This is a genomic window from Lacticaseibacillus suilingensis (assembly GCF_016861845.1).
Taxonomy (GTDB): domain Bacteria; phylum Bacillota; class Bacilli; order Lactobacillales; family Lactobacillaceae; genus Lacticaseibacillus; species Lacticaseibacillus suilingensis.
Window position 1 is genome coordinate 103,069 of sequence record NZ_BOLV01000008.1, and the last position, 19,864, is coordinate 122,932.

Annotated in this window: 18 protein-coding genes and 1 tRNA gene; 16 read left to right on the top strand and 3 right to left on the bottom strand. The window is 51.3% G+C overall.

The annotated features are described in order from the left end of the window. From uvrA to JUF11_RS06440, 9 genes are all read left to right on the top strand, one after another. Positions 1-2,862: an excinuclease ABC subunit UvrA gene (uvrA, locus tag JUF11_RS06400; protein ID WP_204118853.1), complete on the top strand. Its 2,862-nt coding sequence runs from the start codon at positions 1-3 to the stop codon at positions 2,860-2,862. A 175-nt stretch (positions 2,863-3,037) separates the two neighbouring features. Continuing rightward, positions 3,038-3,577 carry an HdeD family acid-resistance protein gene (locus JUF11_RS06405; protein ID WP_204118854.1) on the top strand — a complete coding sequence of 180 codons (540 nt, stop codon included), beginning with the start codon at positions 3,038-3,040 and terminating at the stop codon, positions 3,575-3,577. Positions 3,578-3,784: 207 nt separating this feature from the next. Then, positions 3,785-4,483 carry a GntR family transcriptional regulator gene (locus JUF11_RS06410; protein ID WP_236000465.1) on the top strand — a complete coding sequence of 233 codons (699 nt, stop codon included), beginning with the start codon at positions 3,785-3,787 and terminating at the stop codon, positions 4,481-4,483. A gap of 190 nt (positions 4,484-4,673) precedes the next feature. Beyond that, a complete protein-coding gene (locus JUF11_RS06415; RefSeq protein WP_204118871.1) occupies positions 4,674-5,987 on the top strand; it encodes a PTS sugar transporter subunit IIC in 1,314 nt (437 codons plus the stop codon). A 25-nt stretch (positions 5,988-6,012) separates the two neighbouring features. Continuing rightward, a complete protein-coding gene (locus JUF11_RS06420; protein ID WP_125580950.1) occupies positions 6,013-6,663 on the top strand; it encodes an SGNH/GDSL hydrolase family protein in 651 nt (216 codons plus the stop codon). Between the two features lie 107 nt (positions 6,664-6,770). Then, complete coding sequence (gene rapZ, locus JUF11_RS06425; protein WP_125580948.1) at positions 6,771-7,655, top strand: RNase adapter RapZ; 885 nt, start codon at positions 6,771-6,773, stop codon at positions 7,653-7,655. A gap of 2 nt (positions 7,656-7,657) precedes the next feature. Next, complete coding sequence (mgfK, locus tag JUF11_RS06430; protein WP_373305862.1) at positions 7,658-8,686, top strand: gluconeogenesis morphogenetic factor MgfK; 1,029 nt, start codon at positions 7,658-7,660, stop codon at positions 8,684-8,686. Positions 8,687-8,690: 4 nt separating this feature from the next. Beyond that, positions 8,691-9,638, top strand: coding sequence for a DNA-binding protein WhiA (gene whiA, locus JUF11_RS06435; RefSeq protein ID WP_204118857.1), 948 nt, complete (start codon positions 8,691-8,693; stop codon positions 9,636-9,638). Positions 9,639-9,722: 84 nt separating this feature from the next. Continuing rightward, positions 9,723-9,794 (top strand) — tRNA-Arg (locus JUF11_RS06440). Between the two features lie 237 nt (positions 9,795-10,031). Here JUF11_RS06440 and JUF11_RS06445 read toward each other — a convergent pair. Together JUF11_RS06445 and JUF11_RS06450 are read right to left on the bottom strand one after the other, a co-directional pair. Continuing rightward, positions 10,032-10,613, bottom strand: a complete 582-nt coding sequence (locus tag JUF11_RS06445) for a hypothetical protein (protein ID WP_204118858.1) — start codon at positions 10,611-10,613, stop codon at positions 10,032-10,034. Between the two features lie 48 nt (positions 10,614-10,661). Then, positions 10,662-10,925 (bottom strand): LexA family protein, encoded by a 264-nt coding sequence (locus JUF11_RS06450; RefSeq protein WP_204118859.1) that lies wholly within the window; start codon positions 10,923-10,925, stop codon positions 10,662-10,664. Positions 10,926-11,717: 792 nt separating this feature from the next. Between JUF11_RS06450 and JUF11_RS06455 the strand changes: the two genes are divergently transcribed. Together JUF11_RS06455 and clpP are read left to right on the top strand one after the other, a co-directional pair. Then, positions 11,718-12,056: a DUF771 domain-containing protein gene (locus JUF11_RS06455; RefSeq protein WP_204118860.1), complete on the top strand. Its 339-nt coding sequence runs from the start codon at positions 11,718-11,720 to the stop codon at positions 12,054-12,056. Between the two features lie 540 nt (positions 12,057-12,596). Beyond that, complete coding sequence (clpP, locus tag JUF11_RS06460) at positions 12,597-13,187, top strand: ATP-dependent Clp endopeptidase proteolytic subunit ClpP (protein WP_125580942.1); 591 nt, start codon at positions 12,597-12,599, stop codon at positions 13,185-13,187. 69 nt (positions 13,188-13,256) lie between these two features. Here the strand turns inward: clpP and JUF11_RS06465 are convergent, their stop codons facing one another. Beyond that, complete coding sequence (locus JUF11_RS06465) at positions 13,257-13,706, bottom strand: MarR family winged helix-turn-helix transcriptional regulator (protein ID WP_204118861.1); 450 nt, start codon at positions 13,704-13,706, stop codon at positions 13,257-13,259. A 410-nt stretch (positions 13,707-14,116) separates the two neighbouring features. Here JUF11_RS06465 and JUF11_RS06470 point away from each other — a divergent pair, with 410 nt between their 5' ends. From JUF11_RS06470 to eno, 5 genes are all read left to right on the top strand, one after another. Next, on the top strand, positions 14,117-15,154 hold the full coding sequence (locus tag JUF11_RS06470; RefSeq protein WP_204118862.1) for a sugar-binding transcriptional regulator: 1,038 nt from the start codon (positions 14,117-14,119) through the stop codon (positions 15,152-15,154). Positions 15,155-15,191: 37 nt separating this feature from the next. Further along, entirely contained in the window at positions 15,192-16,214 is a 1,023-nt protein-coding gene (gene gap, locus JUF11_RS06475) for a type I glyceraldehyde-3-phosphate dehydrogenase (RefSeq protein ID WP_125580936.1), read from the top strand. Between the two features lie 194 nt (positions 16,215-16,408). Further along, positions 16,409-17,599, top strand: a complete 1,191-nt coding sequence (locus JUF11_RS06480; RefSeq protein ID WP_125580934.1) for a phosphoglycerate kinase — start codon at positions 16,409-16,411, stop codon at positions 17,597-17,599. Positions 17,600-17,626: 27 nt separating this feature from the next. Further along, positions 17,627-18,382 (top strand): triose-phosphate isomerase, encoded by a 756-nt coding sequence (gene tpiA / locus JUF11_RS06485; RefSeq protein WP_204118863.1) that lies wholly within the window; start codon positions 17,627-17,629, stop codon positions 18,380-18,382. A 65-nt stretch (positions 18,383-18,447) separates the two neighbouring features. Beyond that, entirely contained in the window at positions 18,448-19,752 is a 1,305-nt protein-coding gene (gene eno / locus JUF11_RS06490; RefSeq protein ID WP_125580930.1) for a phosphopyruvate hydratase, read from the top strand. Positions 19,753-19,864: the final 112 nt, after the last annotated feature.

Below are 19,864 nucleotides of genomic sequence, written 5' to 3' on the forward strand. Positions count from 1 at the left end.
ATGGCTAACGATAAAATTGTGATTCACGGCGCTCGCGCCCACAACTTAAAAGATGTCGATTTGACCATTCCCAAAAATAAATTGGTGGTCATGACCGGTTTGTCCGGTTCCGGGAAGTCCAGCCTGGCCTTTGATACGCTGTATGCGGAAGGCCAGCGCCGCTACGTCGAAAGTCTGTCGGCCTATGCACGCCAGTTCCTTGGCCAAATGGACAAACCTGATGTGGATTCAATCGACGGCTTGAGCCCGGCGATTTCCATCGATCAGAAAACCACCTCGAAAAATCCGCGGTCCACAGTGGGCACGGTCACTGAAATCAATGACTACCTGCGCTTGCTGTGGGCGCGGATTGGCAAGCCAATTTGCCCGAATGACGGGACGCCGATCACCAGCCAAAGCGTCGAGCAAATGGTCAACCGGGTCCAGCAACTCCCGGACAAAACGCGGATTCAGATTCTCTCGCCCGTGGTGCGCCGGAAAAAAGGTGCCCACAAAAAGGTGCTGGAAAAGATTGTCCGTGAAGGCTATGTGCGCATGCGGGTGGATGGCGAGATTATGGACGCCAGCGCCGACGTTGAATTGGACAAGAACAAGAACCATGACATCGACATTGTCATCGACCGCATTGTCGTGAAGGCAGGAGATGCTGATAATCGCTCACGCCTGTTCGATTCTTTTGAAGCAGCGCTGCGCCTATCTGAAGGCTATGCCACTGTTGATGTGATTGGCGGCGAGCCGCTCGTGTTCTCAGAACATTTTGCCTGCCCGCTGTGCGGCTTTACGATTGGGGTGTTGGAACCGCGGCTGTTTTCCTTCAACGCACCATTTGGAGCCTGCCCGGAATGTGATGGGTTAGGCGAAAAGTTGACGGTGGATGTGGATTTGGTGGTGCCAGATCCTGACAAAACCATTGCCGAAGGGGCGATTGCGCCATGGTACACGGCTAGTTCCACTTACTATCCGACCATGCTGGAACAAGCCTGCACGGCGTTCAAGGTGCCGATTGACAAGCCATTCAATAAGTTGACTGACCGCCAGCGTGATTTGGTGCTGAACGGCAGTCAAGGCAAGAAGTTCCACTTTCATGCCGATTCCGATTTCGGCGGGGTGCGCGATGTGATGGCCCCATTCGAAGGCGTGCTACCGAACATCGAGCGCCGCTACCGCTCCAATAACACACCGTTTGGTTCTGATCAGATGCGGCAGTACATGACCGCCCTAGTTTGCCCGGTGTGCCACGGCAAGCGCCTCAATCGTCAAGCACTAGCGGTGAAAGTGGCGGGCAAGGATATCGCGGAAGCCTCTGACTTGGCCATCAAAAATGCTTTGCCGTTCTTTAGCCAAATTGAGCTGTCCGAAAATGAAGTGGTGATTGCCAAGCCCATTTTGAAAGAAGTGAACGATCGCCTGACCTTCCTGGAAAACGTCGGCCTTGATTACCTGACGTTGAGTCGGGCGGCTGGGACCCTGTCCGGTGGGGAAGCGCAGCGGATTCGTTTGGCCACCCAAATCGGTTCCAATTTATCTGGCGTGCTGTATATTTTGGATGAACCTTCCATCGGCTTGCACCAACGCGATAACGACCGCTTGATCGCTTCGCTGAAGAAAATGCGCGATTTGGGCAACACATTGATCGTGGTTGAACATGATGAGGACACCATGCTGGCGGCGGATTATCTGATTGACGTTGGCCCTGGCGCTGGGGACAAAGGCGGCCACATTATGGCCGCCGGCACCCCGAAGCAGGTGATGCGCTCCAGCAAATCCCTGACTGGCCAATATCTCGCCGGCAAGAAGTTTATTCCGGTACCGACCCAGCGGCGCGCCGGTAGTGGCAAGATTTTGCGTCTGGAAGGTGCGGCTGACCACAACTTGAAACACATTGACGTCGATTTTCCACTGGGTAAGTTCATTGGCGTGACCGGGGTTTCCGGTTCCGGTAAATCCACTTTGGTCAACTCGATTTTGAAGCGGGCCTTGGCCCAGAAGTTGTACCGCAACTCGGCTAAGCCTGGGGCTTACAGCAAACTGCTAGGCTGGAAGAATATCGAAAAGCTTGTGGACATTGATCAAAGTCCAATTGGCCGCACGCCGCGCAGTAACCCAGCGACCTACACTGGGGTGTTCAACGACATTCGCGCCTTGTTTGCCCAAACTGGTGAAGCTAAACTCCGGGGTTACACCCAAGGTCGTTTTTCCTTTAACGTCAAAGGCGGCCGCTGTGAGAACTGTAAAGGTGACGGGATTATCAAGATCGAAATGAACTTCCTGCCAGATGTCTATGTGCCTTGCGAAGTCTGCCATGGCAAACGGTACAACTCCGAAACCCTCGAAGTGACTTACAAAGGTAAGAACATTGCTGATGTGCTGGAAATGACCGTGGACGAAGCAGTGAAGTTCTTTGCTCCGATTCCTAAAATCGCCCGCAAGCTGCAAACCATTGTTGATGTGGGCCTCGGCTACGTCCAAATGGGCCAAAGCGCCACCACCTTATCTGGGGGGGAAGCCCAGCGCATGAAGCTCGCTTCTGAACTGCAAAAGCTTTCTACCGGCCGCAACTTCTACATTCTCGACGAGCCAACCACTGGCTTGCATACCGACGATATTCGCCGGTTGCTGGAGGTGCTCCAACGATTGGTCGACGAAGGTAACACCGTGTTGGTGATTGAACATAACCTGGATGTGATCAAAACCGCCGATTGGCTGATTGATTTAGGACCAGAAGGCGGCGATGGCGGCGGTCAAGTGATTGCTACCGGCACGCCAGAAGCCATTGCCAAGGTGAAGAACAGCTACACCGGCCAATACCTCGCGCCAATTCTGGCCCGGGACAAGGCCCGCATGGCTGCCCAAAGTAAATAAGCCTGTGAACCGCTACTGTTGAGTGGCGGTTTTTGTCTGAGCTGAATCGTGGTTGACTGGGATGCGCGTCGCTTGAGCGACCACCACAACCCGCGGCAGTGCCGGCTAAAACTGAATTTTCTTGTGCCACGTAGATGAAGCCGGTATGATAGGGGTAGAAAGAGAGGCGCGGTTTATGTTTAATCGGACACATTTTGGATTTGACTGGGGCGAATTTATGACAGGGATTGCCCTGATTTTAGCGGGGGTAGTGGTGCTGCATCACCCTGGGGCGACTTTAGCCACGTTGACTTTCCTGTTCGCGTTGGTGGCCATTATCCGGGGGATTGCGACCTTGGCGGCATTTGCCAAGTTGCGTGAGTTTACGGGAAAGTTGGCTTGGTTGACGTTGATTTCTGGGATTCTTGATTTGATCCTGGGTGTGGTCTTCCTGTTCAACCTGCAAGCCGGGGCGTTGACGCTAGCTTACCTGTTTGCCATCTGGTTCGTGATCGATAGTATCGCTAACCTTGCCAATGCCGGACAAATGCGCGCAGCTGGTACCGGCTGGTTCATCTTGAACTTGGTGCTAGACATCTTTGCGCTGGTCGTCAGCGTACTGCTGTTGATGCAGCCGGTAGTGGCGGCAGTCGGGATGGTCATCTTACTGGCCACGGCTTTCTTCCTGCTGGGACTCAATGCGATTCTGTTGGCTTTTGCCCGGCGCCAGATCTAATCCGCTCGCGACTAAAACGAAAATCAAGCAGACTCTTTACCCTTCAATCCGGTGAAGGGTCTTTTTTTACCTGTGCGGCCAGGGTTCGCAAAATTGCGCTGCCATAACCTCGAGACTTGCAGCGCTTCCAAGGATAGCCTATAGTTCCAAGTATAGACTTATCTAAAACAAAGACTTATGGGGGATGGCAAGGTGGAGCCGAAGTACATGCACATTGTGAACGTCATCAAAAAAAGAATTACCGATGGCACTTATCCAACTGGCGGTGTGATTCCAAAGCAGGAGGAACTGGCAGCAGAACTGGGCGTTAGTCGCATGACCGTTAAAAAAGCGCTGGATATTTTGACGGTTGATGGCTATGTGCTGCCGAAGCGCGGGGTGGGGACCTTCGTGCGGCCCAAAGTGGTGCGACAGCGCAATTCATTGCCGCTGAGTTCCTACGGCGGCCTGAGCAATGACTTAGGGGTGCCGGTGGAAAGCAAAGTGATTTTGTTCGACATTGGGTTTCCCACCGCGGAAGTCCAGGAGGCGCTTGAGATCGAGGAAAACCAGCCGGTCTATGAAATTCGCCGGTTGCGGTTAGTGGATGGCCAGCCGTATGGGCTTGAGCACACCTTTCTAAACGCCGCCATTTTTCCGCAATTGAAGCCGGAAGTGTTCACAGGTTCGTTTTACCGCTACCTCCACGAAACCTGCGGGCTGACGATCGGTGGGGCCAATCGCTCGATCTCGGCGGAAAAGCCGGATCAATACAACGAGCAATACTTGCATTCCAAGCCGGATGAGCCGATTTTGCAAGTGAAGCAGACGGTGTATTTGGACGACGGGCAACCCTTTGAAATGTCGATTGATCAACATCCTTATAGCGCCCATCATACTTACACCTTTATTGACGTGAAGCGCTAGCACCTAAGCACCTGACTGCAGGTGCTTTTTTTGTACATAGGTATATACATGAAAAATATAAAAGTATTGACATGGAAACATTCTGATATATACTGATTTTGGCGGTTGATGAAATCGCTTCATTCTTTCGTGGTAGTTGGCGCTGACTAACTGCGCGATGCACTTATAAAAGGGAGATGGCATTATGTCTTTGGAGAACTCTAAACTGGGCGATCGGTTCGCGATTTTCGCGGCCAAGCTCGGCAATCAAATTCATCTGCGCTCATTGCGAGATGCGTTCGCGACCGTCATGCCGCTGTATATTTTGGCTGGCTTGGCGACCTTGTTGAACAACACCGTGTTCACCTGGATTTTTAAGGGTAGTACCTTAACGTCAGTCCAGTACTGGGGCACGCTGTTGAGCAATGCAACCCTGAACTTTTCTGGGGTCATGATTGCGGCCATGATTGGGTACTGCTTGGCCAAAAATCGGCGTTTTGAAAATCCCATTGCTGCAGCGATGGTTTCAATCGCGGCTTTGATTTTGATGATGCCGAACACGGTTTTCCTCATTCCTGATGGGGCGAAAAAGGCGGTTTCGATTTCTGCCGTGTTGCCATACACCAACCTGGGCACCGGCGCGATGTTTGCCGGGATCATCATGGGCTTGGTGGCAACGGAAATCTTTATCCGCGTGTCTCACATGAAGCGCCTGCAAATCAACTTAGGCGACAACATTCCGCCAGCAGTTTCTAACTCGTTTAATGTGCTTATTCCTGTCATTTTGGTGCTGTCGGGCTTAGCGATTGTTTCCGCCTTGTTGAACAACTTGGCTGGGATGAACCTGATTAACCTGATTACCACCTTCATTCAAGAACCACTGCGCCACGTTGGGACCTCAATCTGGGGCGTGCTGCTGCTCTATTCTCTGGGCAATTTGCTGTGGCTGTTTGGGATTCACCACTCAGTTATTTACAGTTCCATCTTGGAGCCATTGTTGATCATCAACATTACCCAGAACATTGCCGCCTACAGTGCCGGCAAAGCAATTCCCAACATCATCAACGTTTCGCAGGTCGCTTCCTTTGGCCTGATAGGTGGTTCCGGTTCAACGCTGTGCCTCTTGATTGCGACCTTCCTGTTCAGCCGCAACAAGGTTTCCCGCAATGTGGCGAGCTTGTCCGTTGCCCCTGGGATCTTTAACATCAACGAACCAGTCATCTTTGGTTACCCGATTGTTTACAACATCAGCCTGATCTTCCCATTCATCTTCGTCCCAGCGCTGGGCGTTTTTGTTAGCTGGGCGGCAACAGTGGCCGGCTGGATGAACCCATGTGTGACCTTGGTACCTTGGACCACGCCGGTTGGCATCAGTGCCTTTCTAGCAACGGCGGGCGACTGGCGCGCCGTGGTCATTCAGTTGCTGATCTTAGTCGCTGGGGTGCTGATTTACGCGCCATTCGTCAAAATCAATGACAAAGTGGCTGAGAAGCAAGCCGAAGAACAACTCGCTGATCAACAATAATTGCGAGATAGTTAGAAGGAAAATTATGCGCGAACAAATGCTTTACGATACGGACCGCTACCAGCTGCGCGATTACATTATTGAGCGTCTGAATGAAGTCACAATGGCCAACCGGGACGCGGTGCCTGGTGGGGTAGTGTTCTTCGGAGATTCCTTGACTCAGTTCATGGATCTCAAGCGCTTCTATCCTGAATACAAAAATGCTTATAACTGCGGCATTGCTGGGATTACGTCGGATATGTTGCTGCACTTTATCGATGAAGGGGTGCTCAAATACCGGCCCAGCACCGTGTTTCTGATGGTGGGGACCAATGACCTGGGCAATACTACGATGACGAGTCCCCGGCAGATTGCCCTGAACGTGAAGGAGATTATTGAAATCATTCACAATAATCTACCTGATTGCCGCATCAATTTGCTGAGCTGTATTCCTTGCGATGAAGCCATTCAAAGCTACATGGCCAAAGGCACCACGCTCAGACGCAATGACACCCTGCGCATGGTCTTTGCGGAGTACCAGCGCGTCATCCCATATTCATACGTCCACATGATCGATATGTTTGACGCCTTGTATGACGAAAATGGGCACCTTGATACCAGTGCCTTCAAAGATGGCTTGCATGTCAATGATGCCGGGTATGAAAAGCTTGTCGCCGCTGTGAAACGGCAGTTATAACCAGAGAAAGTCGTATCTTCAGGATGCGACTTTTTTGCTGCCTTGAAGACGGTTGGTATCAATGACACGCCCGGCATGTTACAATGAAGCGAGAAAGAAGGGATACGATGGCGGAATCATTGAACCTCGTTGTGATCACAGGGATGTCTGGGGCCGGCAAGACGGTCGCCATGCAGTCATTCGAAGACCTCGGCTATTTTTGCGTTGATAATATGCCCCCGGCTTTGCTGCCCAAGTTTTGGGAACTAGTGAAGGAGAGTGGTAAGATTACCAAAATCGCCTTGGTGATCGACCTGCGGAGTCATGCCTTTTACGATCAAATCAACGATATGTTGGCCAGTTTGGACAATACGGCGTTTGTCACCACCAAAATTCTCTTTTTGGACGCCACTGATGCGGAGCTCGTTTCCCGTTACAAGGAAACGCGGCGCAGCCACCCTTTGGCTCAAGAAGGCCGCTTGATGGATGGCATTCGCAAGGAGCGGGCGCTGTTGACAGAGCTGCGTAATCGCGCTCAAGTGGTGATTGATACCACCAATCTCAGTCCGCGACAGCTGCGGGAGAAACTGTTCGTCACCTTTAAATCGGCCAATCATCCGACTTTCCACTTGGAAGTGATGTCCTTTGGTTTCAAGTACGGCCTGCCGATTGACGCTGATATCGTGATGGATGTGCGTTTTTTGCCCAATCCTTATTACGTGCAAGCTTTCCGCAATCGCGATGGCCGCGATCAGGATGTTTACGATTACGTGATGGACAATAAAGCCGCCGAAGACTTTTATCAAAAATTCTATGGCATGCTGGCGTCCATCATGCCGCAGTATCAAGAAGAAGGTAAAAGCTCGGTCACGATTGCCATCGGTTGCACCGGCGGCCAGCACCGTAGCGTGGCCTTCGCCGAGCGGATTGGCAAAGCCTTCAAAGCCGACTACCCAGTGGATATCACACATCGGGATGTCAATAAACGGAAAGCGACGGTGAATCGCTCATGACCATGACTGAAACCAAAACCATTCGCGTGATTCGCGGCCGGCGCCCGAAAGTCGTCGTCATTGGCGGTGGCACGGGCTTGCCGGTGATTGTAAAAAGTCTACGCGAGCAAAATGCCGATGTCACCGCGGTGGTGACTGTGGCGGATGACGGCGGCTCCAGCGGCGTGATTCGCAACTATATTAACGTGGTGCCGCCTGGTGATATTCGCAACGTCCTGGTGGCGTTGTCGGATTTACCCGAGCTAGAAAAAAGCGTGTTTCAATACCGTTTTGACACCAGTGATGCCTTTTTTGCCGGGCATGCGATTGGTAATCTGATTATTGCGGCGCTGTCCGAAATGCGCGGCGGCATTTTCCAGGCGGTACAGTCCTTATCCGCCATGATGAAAGTCGATGGCCATGTCTATCCGGCCAGCGACCGGCCGCTCACCTTGAATGCAGAATTTACTGATGGTACCACTTTGGCCGGCGAGGCGGAGATTACCGCGGCCGGCAAACATATCAAGCGCGTCTGGGTCACTGACAGTAATGGCGAAGTGAAGCCGCAGGCGGTGGATGAAGTCGTGCAAGCGATTTTGGCCGCCGACGTGGTGGTGATGGGGCCAGGGAGCCTCTTCACCAGTGTCTTGCCGAACCTGATGATTGAAAATCTCGGTCAAGCGGTGCTACAAACCCAGGCCGAAGTGATTTATGTGGTCAACATTATGACCCAAAAAGGCGAAACCGAGCGCTTCACCGACGCAGATCATGTCCGGGTGCTGAACGCGCATCTCGGGGCCAATTTCGTCGACACGGTGCTGGTCAACATTGCGCCGGTGCCGAGTCATTACCTCGATCAACAAAAATACAACGAAATTCTCGTCCCAGTGCGGCCTGATTACGCCGGCTTGCGCGCCATGGGTTGCCGCGTGATTTCCGCTGACTTCCTGAAGTTGCGCGATCACGGGGTGTTTCATGATGGCGATAAAGTCGCCTCGGAAATTTTGAACCTGGCCTTTCAGGTGGGGACGATGAAGAAACGAAAGCGGTGAGAACATGGCCAGTTACGCCAGTACGGTCAAAAAAGAATTAACCCAGCTGGAGGTGCATCCAGAGCATGCTAAAGCCGAGCTGTCGGCGCTGATTCGCATGAACGGTTCCCTGGCCATTCAGGCCCATGAATTCGTGCTCAATGTCCAAACCGAAAACCCGGCGATTGCGCGGCGGATTTACAAGCTGATTGATCAGGTCTATCATCGCGAAGCCGCGCTGGTGGTGCGGCGCAAGATGAAGCTTAAGAAGAATAATCAGTACATCGTGCGCTTGGTTTCAGGCGTCAATGAGGTCTTGCAGGATCTTGACATTCTCGATCCCGCGGATATGGCGATTCGCACGGCGGTGTCCCCCAAGGTGCTGAATGAGCCGCAGCGCGAACGGTCTTACCTACGCGGCGCCTTTTTGGCTGGTGGTTCGGTGAATAGTCCGGAAACGTCCCGCTACCATTTGGAAATCTATTCTCTGTACAAAGACCACAATGACGGCGTGCTCAAGATGATGAATGATTTTGGTCTGAATGCCCGTACCGTCGAGCGCCGCAGTGGTTGGATCGTGTATCTGAAGGAAGCCGAGAAAATTGCCGATTTTCTGCAGGTGATTGGCGCCACCAATGCAATGCTGAAGTTTGAGGATGTGCGGATTGTCCGCGACATGCGCAATTCCGTTAACCGACTGGTGAACTGCGAAACCGCCAATATGAACAAAACCATTGATGCGGCGCAGCGGCAGATTGAAAATATCAACTACTTGCACGACCATGGCATGTTCGACAGCCTACCCGCCAAACTGCGGGAGATTGCCGAGTTGCGCCTAGCGCATCCTGATGTGTCGTTGAAGGAGCTTGGGACGATGGTGCCTAGTGGTCCAATCTCCAAATCTGGCATCAACCATCGCCTGCGTAAGCTCAACGAAATTGCCGAGGGCACCCGGCAGCCGGCAGGTAACTAACGGCGCATTCTGGCCGCGTTGCTCAATTAATCGCTTCTGCCCCTTGCTTTTTAAGAGGCAGTCACGTATCATAATTGAGTACTTGCGCGGTTAGTGTAATGGATCGCACGTGAGATTCCGGTTCTCGAAATCCGGGTTCGACTCCCGGGCTGCGCAGAAATAGCCCATTTAGGACAAATTGGGACAAGCAAAAACGCCTAGAAATAGGCGTTTTTGTTTTACACTCAAGTCAGAAATTTTTTATTTATTCTCCTTCTGCCTCAGCCTAGGCGGGGCCTTTTTTATCTTTAGCCGTAGTATTCTGCGACCTTCCGAATCAAATTAAGTTTGAGTGGATTGTACCCCGGCTGAATTCAGGTGAATGAGCGGCTTCAGTGCTAAATGAAAAAAGGTTCAAGGGTGAGCAGGCTGTTCGTCCAGCCTCTCCTTGATGTCATTGAAGCTCAGTGAGCGCACCTTCAGTTGTTTGGAAATATATAGTTGTGTACCTGGTGCCGTCAGTGCATCTTTGGATAGAATCATTCTTGCTGGGGTAATGTCAGCTACGTCAAAGCTATTATCGAGAATTTCCACGAGATAACCAGGTTCAATGAGTTTGATTATCTTGAAGTAGCCATGATTTGTGTGTACAAAAGCAAGGTATCTAGTTTGGCGCTCCAATAGTCTCATCGCCGATAATCCGCACCATGCTGAGACTAGTACAATGACAAAGCCAATAAAAGGATGATTAAAATGCGATGCACTGGGCTGGGTAAACCTTAAGATTGTATCCGACAGCAGAAGAACAAATAAAATGATTGAGACGAATTCTAGAAGAAAGGAGCATATCGTTAATAACCCTGTTTCTAAACTGGTGGACTGTAATTTGTCTTTATCAAGCAACACCTCCCATTCATCGTGTCTCAGATAGTGGATACCAAACTGTATAGATGCAAGAACTAGTGATGCTATGGTGACGGCTGTTGCGCTATTCATATCTAATTTCCTCTCTCATTCTTGGTAATTTCATGACATGGGCTCTATTTACTGAATGACCCTTCCAATGATTTCGACCTTTTCGTAGCTGAATTCTCTGCCGAGGTACGCGTCATTGAATCTGTGCAGCTCCTTCGCGTCTAAGCGAATCTGCTTGAAGGTGACGACTTCACCCCGTACGCGGACTACAGCCAGCTCGCCGGATTCGATGACCTGCTGCCAGTGGATGCAGATTTGGTCGCCCAGCTGGTAGTGGGCTCCATGGAACCACCATCGATAGTGACAATCTCGTCCGCGCCACGGGAATGTCATCGACCTTGACTAGCGAGGACACCGCATCAGCATTCCGGGTATCGCTGTCAACTGTATTGCCTGCAACGGTGGATCCGGCCTATCACAACGCCACGATCTTCAGGAAAATCGATCACATTGTTGCTCAGCCATTTTGGCACCAGACCGTTTCTGGAGCTGATAGGAGTCGAAGACACAGACGTGCTACTGACGCGTTTTCGCGAGCTTGTTGAAAACAACTGAGATGTCATCTTGAAAAGGACATAGTAATGTCACTGATTGTAATCCACTCAGCGAGGTCAAGTAGGCTGACGAGAGAGTCGAGTGTAAGGTTCATGGCGGCAGCCAGAATTTGCCAGGGAAATTGGGACCTCCTATTCGCATTACTCAAAAATCGAGGGCAGTTTTCCAGAACCAAGAATTGCCTTGCTAAGGCGGGTCAAGAAGCGTTTTCCAGACTTTGATTCTAATCAGGCAATCAAAAACCCCAAATAGTGTCGGCTACTCGGGGCTGCGAAATTTTGCTCAGTTAAAAATCCGACACTTGTCTTCATCAATTCACCGGTATCGTCGTCCGGTACTGCTGATGAACTACGTCGCTCGCACCACTTCTCCATGACTGCTGGAGCCCGCTTTAAGGGAGGCGTACCCACTTTCGCAGTGCTGACAAACGTATTACCTCACAGTGAAAATCAAAAAGGTTTCCAAAGCTATCAGCTCCTTGTCCAATTTGATGAGTCAAGTGTAGCGCTATTTCCTCTGAATGGAAAGGACGCAGGACACACAAACCATAAGTGAAAGGGAATGAACGGGATGCTACAAGTAAAAGTACTTGAAGACACAGATGAAGGAATTATTGTGCTACGGCAGGAAGACTTAGAAAAGCGGCTGGCGGTAGCCAGACAAGAAGCTGAAACCGCACTGCTTGGCGGTCGTTGGTCAATTGCTGACTGTCTGAGGCGATTGAATGGCTACCGCAGAACTGACTTTTTGAACAACGTTTTGAAACCAAAGCGAACGGAGCTTGAGAGATGCGGTGCCTTACTGCACTGGTCGAAGGGTCGGGGAGATGGTTACAGGTTCCGAGCAACGAAAATGGCCCAGTGGCTTGAGGATAACTTAGATCAAATCGACCGGGGAGGGTGGAAATGACAACCTATGTGCGCAGTGAAAACCGCCTCCGGTTAAATGATTTGCATCTCATCATTCGCGTGTTTGAAGATGACTTGCGCCGTGGTGAGAGCTGATTGTCGTGGGAATTGTGGCATGCATCGCACAATCATGTCAGATGAGTTTGGAACCGTGATTGGCATGCTGAATGGTCACCTGAAGACCATAAAGAGCTCGAACCGTCATGCAAGAAAGGAGCACTAGATCGGGGTGATTTTACGAGCGGATTAGCGATTATGAATGAGCGCAACTCAGTGACGTCAAAGCTAACCAGTGCTGGCACTTTTAGCTGCGCGGCAGGGTTAACGAGAAGTATACAGTGAAGGACGTTTTTGTTTCTCCGCGGTAAGGGGCGCTGAACTTGACCCTGAGCGAAAGCGCAAGCCTGATATTTTCCCGCTGCGCTATGCTAAACTAGAGCCAAGCAAAGGCAAAGAAAAGATTTGACCTTCTTTGACTTTAGCTTTATACTTAGCACTGTACTTTTAAGAGTGCTAAAACTCGCGATGAGGAGGTTCCAATATGTTAGTTCCGACAGTTGTTGAACAAACCAGCCGCGGCGAGCGTGCCTATGACATTTACTCCCGCCTGTTAAAAGACCGGATCATCATGCTGTCCGGGGAGATTAATGACCAAGTGGCCAACTCGATCATTGCCCAACTCCTATTTTTGGACGCGCAAGACCCTGACAAAGACATCTACCTCTACATCAATAGCCCAGGTGGTGTGATCACCTCTGGTCTGGCGATGCTGGACACCATGAACCTGATTCACGCCGACGTGCAAACCATTGCCATCGGGATGGCGGCTTCCATGGCCTCCGTACTGTTAGCCGGCGGGAAGAAAGGCAAGCGCTTTGCGTTGCCTAATTCCGAAATCCTGATTCACCAGCCATCTGGCGGTGCCCAGGGCCAGCAAACTGAAATCGAAATTGCCGCTGAAGAAATCTTGAAAGCTCGCAAGAAGCTGAACAAGATTCTCTCTGATGCGACTGGTCAAACCGAAGCGAAGATCAAGAAAGATACCGAACGGGACAACTACCTGAGCGCCCAAGAAGCGAAGGATTACGGCCTGATCGATGATATTTTGACCTCTAAGGCTGATCAAAAGTAACATCACTAGCGACCAAAAATCGCCAGTCCGTTGCGAAAGCAACAGGCCGGCGATTTTTTGTGCGCTCGTTTAGTTCAAAGACTCATCTGGGATGGCGGATAGATTGCCGTCCACGCGGTCAACGCTCTCTTTGATCGCCACATAAGATTCTTCTGGCAGATTGAGTAGGGTCATGCAAGAGCCGACGTGTTCGTAAATGTCATCACGCATCATCTCGGCTTTCTCGGTCAAGCTGACATCAACGCGGCGTTCATCAACGGTCGAACGCTTGCGCGAGATCCAGCCGTCTTTTTCCATCCGCTTCATCAGTGGAGTTAAGGTGCCGGAGTCCAGATCCAACGCCTGGCCGACTTCCTTGACGGACATGGTGCCGTGCTCATAAAGCGACAGCAAGGTGATGTATTGCGGATAGGTCAGTTTGTACTTGGCCAGCGCCTGTGCGTAGAAATGATTGAACTGTTTTTGGGCTTTATAGATTGAAAAGCAAAGTTGCTCATTCAAACGAATTGGTTTTGTCATTGTCATGCCTCCAGATTTGCGGCCATCGCATTTGTCGAGATTATTGTACACGATTGAATGGAGCAATGGAAGTTTTAATTGCTGACGCAGCCGGTGTTAGGACCGAGCTGGAATTGAATGAAAATCCCGTGAGAAGAAAGCCGAATTTGGGCTCCCGAAACCGGTGGCCACAAAGCGCCGCAACCGATTTCAACCCGAAAATAGTCATGGCTCGGGCGCCTAATCTTCCATATTTTGAACCTTTTGGGGAGATTGGGCGTTTTGCTTGCTTGCTTTTCGAGCAGTGGTTATAATAGGAGTCGTTGGTAAGGAAAAACAGGTCGCACTGGGGTTCCTAATTTTTTTACAAGTGCTGGGTCGTCATGTGACACAGCGGGACACAGTAAGACCCACAAGAAGGATAATGACCTATGCATTCTGAGTTCGCCTGGATCGAAGCAATCGCGCCAGACCTCATGGGCGTGATTACGAAACGTTATCAGATCCTTCAGTTCATTAGCTGGATGGCACCAGTTGGTCGGCGCTCACTCGCCGAGCAAATGAAGATTTCAGAACGGGTGCTGCGCACTGAGACCGACTTTCTGCGCAAGCAGGGGCTGATTGAAAGTTCCAAATCCGGCATGGTCCTTACCAGCCAGGGCATTGAAGTCTTTGAAGGCCTGGAGCAGTTTATGAATCAGCTGCTTGGGTTCAAAGAAGATGAGAAGCGCTTGGCCGACAAGTTGGGCATTGATCATTGTCTCATTGTTAACGGCGATGCCGATCAAAGCAGCCGCGTGTTGGACGAAATGGGCAAAGAGCTCAACCAAACCTTGCAGCTGGTATTGCCAGCTGGGCGGCTAACCGTCGCTGTCATGGGCGGCACCACGATGGCGCGGGTCGCCCAACAGATGACCTACAAGCTGTCGGCGGGTCGCGAGTTGACCTTCGTGCCAGCTCGCGGCGGGGTCGGTGAGGCGGTAGCCATTCAAGCCAATTCCGTCGCCGCCAGCATGGCCGAAGCAACGGACAGCAAGTATCGCGTGCTTTACATTCCTGAAAATGTCAGCGCCGAAACTTACCAACCTTTGCTCAAAGAGCCATCGGTGCAAGAAGTGCTTCAATTGATTGACAATGCTCAGGTTGTGATTCATAGTATAGGGGATGCCTTGGTCATGGCCAAGCGTCGTTCCATGGCTCCAGCTACCATTGCCAAGCTGGTCGAGAAACATGCCGTTTCAGAAACTTTCGGCACGTTCTTCGATGAAGCAGGGCAGGTCATTTACAAGATTCCAAGAATTGGGTTACAAATTCCGGATCTTGATCATATCCCATATGTGTTCGCCGTCGCCGGAGGCAAATCCAAAGCTCAAGCGATTGCGGCGTATATGAAAAATGCACCGAGTCGGACGTGGCTCATCACGGACGTCGGTGCCTCAAATGCGATTTTAACTGGGGAAACCCGTTAGAATAAAACTCTTATTTCCTAAAGGAGGAAATTTTAGCATGACTGTTAAAATTGGTATCAATGGTTTTGGCCGTATCGGTCGTTTGGCTTTCCGCCGCATCTTCGAATTGGGCGCCAAGAGTGACGACATCGAAGTTGTCGCAATCAACGATCTGACCAGCCCAGCGATGTTGGCTCACCTGCTGAAGTATGATTCAACTCACGGCACTTTCCCTGGTGAAGTCAGCGCTACCGACAACGGTATCGTTGTTAACGGCAAGGAATACCGCGTTTACGCAGAACCACAAGCACAGAACATTCCTTGGGTTAAGAACGACGGTGTTCAATATGTCCTCGAATGTACTGGTTTCTACACCTCTGCTGAAAAAGCTCAGGCTCACTTGGATGCCGGTGCAGAACGTGTTCTGATCTCCGCTCCTGCCGGCAAGATCCGTACGATCGTTTACAACGTTAACGACAACGAATTGACTGCTGACGACAAGATCGTTTCCGCTGGTTCTTGCACGACCAACTGCTTGGCACCAATGGCTTACTTCCTGAACAAGGAATTCGGCATCGAAGTTGGTACCATGACCACGGTTCACGCTTACACCTCCACTCAGATGCTGTTGGACGGCCCAGTTCGCGGCGGCAACATGCGCGCTGCTCGCTCTGCTGCGGTTAACACCATTCCTCACAGCACCGGTGCTGCTAAGGCTATCGGTATCGTTATCCCAGAACTGAACGGCAAGTTGCAGGGCCACGCTCAGCGTGTATCTGTTGTCGACGGTTCTTTGACCGAATTGGTTTCCATCCTGAAGACCAAGAACGTTACGGCTGACCAAGTCAACGAAGCCATCAAGAAGCACACTGAAGGCAACGAAAGCTTCGGCTACAACGCTGACGAAGTTGTTTCCTCAGACATCATCGGCACCACTTACGGTTCAATCTTCGACCCAACCCAGACCGAAGTTACAACCGCCGGTGACTACCAACTGGTTAAGACGGTTGCTTGGTACGACAACGAATATGGCTTCACTTGCCAAATGATTCGTACCCTGCTGAAGTTTGCTACCCTCTAATTCGTTAGAGTAAGCTCATTTCAACCGTTTGATGAAGAGGGCGGAGGGAGTAACTCCCTCCGCCCTTTTTTCAAGGCTCCGGTTCACATTCGTGGACTGGGCTTGCCGTGGCGGCAGCAATGCCGCTAGGGCAAACCTAGTCCGCGTTTGGCCGGGCTTTAAGTGGACATCCATTTTTAGGAGGGTTTTATTCAATGGCTAAATTGATCGTTTCTGATTTAGACGTTAAGGACAAAAAAGTCCTCATCCGGGTCGACTTCAATGTGCCGATCAAGGATGGCGTTATCGGTGATGACAACCGGATCGTGGCAGCTTTGCCAACCATCCAGTATGTGATCGACCATGGTGGCAAGGCCATCTTGCTGTCACACTTGGGCCGCGTGAAGACTGAAGAAGACAAGGCTAAGTTGAGCCTGCGTCCAGTCGCAGAACGTCTGTCCGAATTGCTGAAGAAGCCAGTCACCTTCGTTCCTGCTACCCGCGGTCCAGAACTGGAAGACGCCATCAACAAGATGAATGACGGCGATGTTCTGGTCATGGAAAACACCCGGTTTGAAGACTTAGACGGCAAAAAGGAATCCGGCAACGACCCAGAATTGGGCAAGTACTGGGCTTCCTTGGGCGACCTGTATGTTAACGATGCTTTCGGCACCGCGCACCGCGCCCATGCTTCTAACGTCGGCATTGCTTCCAACATGAAGCAAGCTGCTGCTGGTTTCTTGATGGAAAAGGAAATCAAGTTCTTAGGTGACGCGGTTCAAAATCCAAAGCGCCCATTCGTTGCTATCTTAGGTGGCGCGAAGGTTTCCGACAAGATCGGTGTCATCCGCAACTTGGTACCAAAGGCTGACAAGATTATTGTTGGTGGTGGGATGACTTACACGTTCTATGCTGCTAAGGGTCTGTCAATCGGTAAGTCCTTGGTTGAAAAGGACAAGATTGAACTGGCTAAGCAGATCATGGACGAAGCCGGCGACAAGCTGCTTTTGCCAGTCGACAACGTGGTTGCCACCGAATTCTCCAACGACGCCCCACACAAGGTCGTTGAAGGGGCGATTCCTGATGGCTACATGGCCCTTGATATCGGCCCGAAGTCTGTTGAAGACATCAAGGCTGCTTTGAAGGGTGCCAAGACGGTGGTTTGGAACGGGCCAATGGGCGTGTTCGAAATGCCTAACTACGCCAAGGGCACGCTGGAAGTCGGCGAAGCGCTGGGTGCCTTGAAGGATGCTACCACCATTATCGGCGGCGGCGACTCCACTGCGGCTGCTAAGCAGCTCGGCATCGCGCCTCAGATCACCCACATCTCCACTGGTGGTGGTGCAAGTCTTGAATACCTTGAAGGTAAGACTTTGCCAGGGATCGCTGCGATTTCCGAGAAGTAATCACTGCGTTTGGAAAGGAAGTTTGTAATGCGTACACCAATTATTGCCGGGAACTGGAAAATGAACAAGAACCCGGAAGAAACCCAAGCCTTCTTAGATGGCGTTAAGGGTAAGTTGCCAGAATCCAGCAAGGTGCAAACCGTCATTGCCGCACCGGCAATCGATTTGTCCACCTTGGTGGCTGGCGCTAAAGGCACCCCGCTGCAGACCGCAGCTGAAAACAGCTACTTCGAAGACGAAGGCGCCTTTACTGGTGAAACTTCACCAAAAGCCCTTAAGGAAATGGGTCTGGACTATGTCGTGATCGGCCACAGCGAACGCCGCGGCTACTTCCACGAAACCGACGAAGACATTAACAAAAAGGCTCACGCCATTTTCAACAATGGCCTGCTGCCAATCATCTGCTGCGGCGAAAGCTTGGCTCAGCGTGAAGCTGGCCAAACTGAAGACTGGGTAGCTTCCCAAGTTGAAGCTGCTTTGGCCGGCCTGTCTGCAGACCAAGTTAAAGTCGCTGTGATTGCCTACGAACCAATCTGGGCTATCGGCACCGGCAAGACGGCTACGGCTGATCAGGCCCAAGCCGTGGTTGCGCACATCCGCGCAACGGTCGCTAAGTTGTATGATGCTGATGTGGCTGACGCCGTTCGCATTCTTTACGGCGGCTCCGTTAAGCCTGCTAACGTCAAGGAATTGATGGCTAAGCCTGATATCGATGGCGGCTTGGTCGGCGGTGCTTCCATGGATCCGGAAAGCTTCATCGCCTTGGCCAACTACCAAGACTAATCACGCCTGCGTGATCAACTCAAATTAAAAAAAGTGCCTTCGGGCAAAAATAAAGGAGAAGACATATGTCTATCATTACAGATGTTTTGGCTCGCGAAGTCTTAGATTCTCGCGGCAACCCGACTGTTGAAGTTGAATTGTACACCGAAGATGGCGGTTTCGGCCGTGCTTTGGTGCCATCAGGTGCTTCTACTGGTGAACACGAAGCCGTTGAACTGCGTGACGGCGACAAGTCCCGCTTTGGCGGCAAAGGCGTTTTGAAGGCCGTTGCTAACGTCAATGACGTGATTGCAAAGTCCGTGATCGGTTTGGACGCTACTGAACAGCGCCTGATCGACAAGACCATGATCGACTTGGACGGCACCCCGAACAAGGGCAAGCTTGGTGCCAACGCCATCTTGGGTGTTTCCTTGGCTGCAGCCCGTGCTGCTGCTTCCGAAGTTGGTCTGCCATTGTACCAATACCTTGGCGGCCCTAACGCTCATGTGCTGCCAACCCCAATGATGAACGTCCTCAATGGTGGCGCGCACTCCACGAACACCGTTGACTTCCAGGAATTCATGATCATGCCAGTTGGCGCCAAGTCCATGCGCGAAGCAATCCGCATGGGTTCTGAAACCTTCCATGCTTTGCAGGCACTCTTGAAGGAAAAGGGCGACATCACCGCTGTCGGCGACGAAGGCGGCTTTGCTCCTAACCTGAAGGATAACGAAGAAGCCTTCGAATTCTTAGTTGAAGCCATCACCAAAGCCGGCTACAAGCCTGGCGAAGATGTTGCCATTGCCTTTGACGTTGCTTCCTCAGAGTTCTACGATGCTGAAAGCAAGAAGTACACCCTGAAGTGGTCCGATCCTGACACGTCTTACACCACCGACGAATTCATCGACCTGATCGCTGGCTTCGTTGACAAGTACCCAATCGTTTCGATTGAAGACCCAATCGACGAAAACGACTGGGAAGGCTGGCAGAAGATCACGGCTAAGTTGGGCGACAAAGTCCAACTGGTCGGTGATGACCTGTTCGTTACCAACACCGATTACCTGAAGAAGGGGATCGACATGGGCGTTGCGAACTCCATCTTGATCAAGCTTAACCAAATCGGTACTTTGACCGAAACCTTCGAAGCCATCGAAATGGCTAAAGAAGCCGGCTACACCGCCGTTGTTTCCCACCGTTCTGGTGAAACCGAAGACACCACGATTGCTGACCTCGTTGTTGCAACGAACGCCGGCGAAATCAAGACTGGTTCTATGAGCCGGACCGACCGGATTGCGAAGTACAACCAGTTGATGCGGATCGAAGACGAACTTGGCACTTCTGCTGCGTACAAGGGCCGCAAGTCCTTCTACAACGTTAAAGCCATCGACTAATTCGTCATTGAAGCGTCTTACCTGCGGGTGAGGCGCTTTTTTCTACCATCAGTCAAGAGAAAGTTGATCTATTAGGCTTTCTCTTTTTCTTTGTCTTCCATTCTGACCTTGA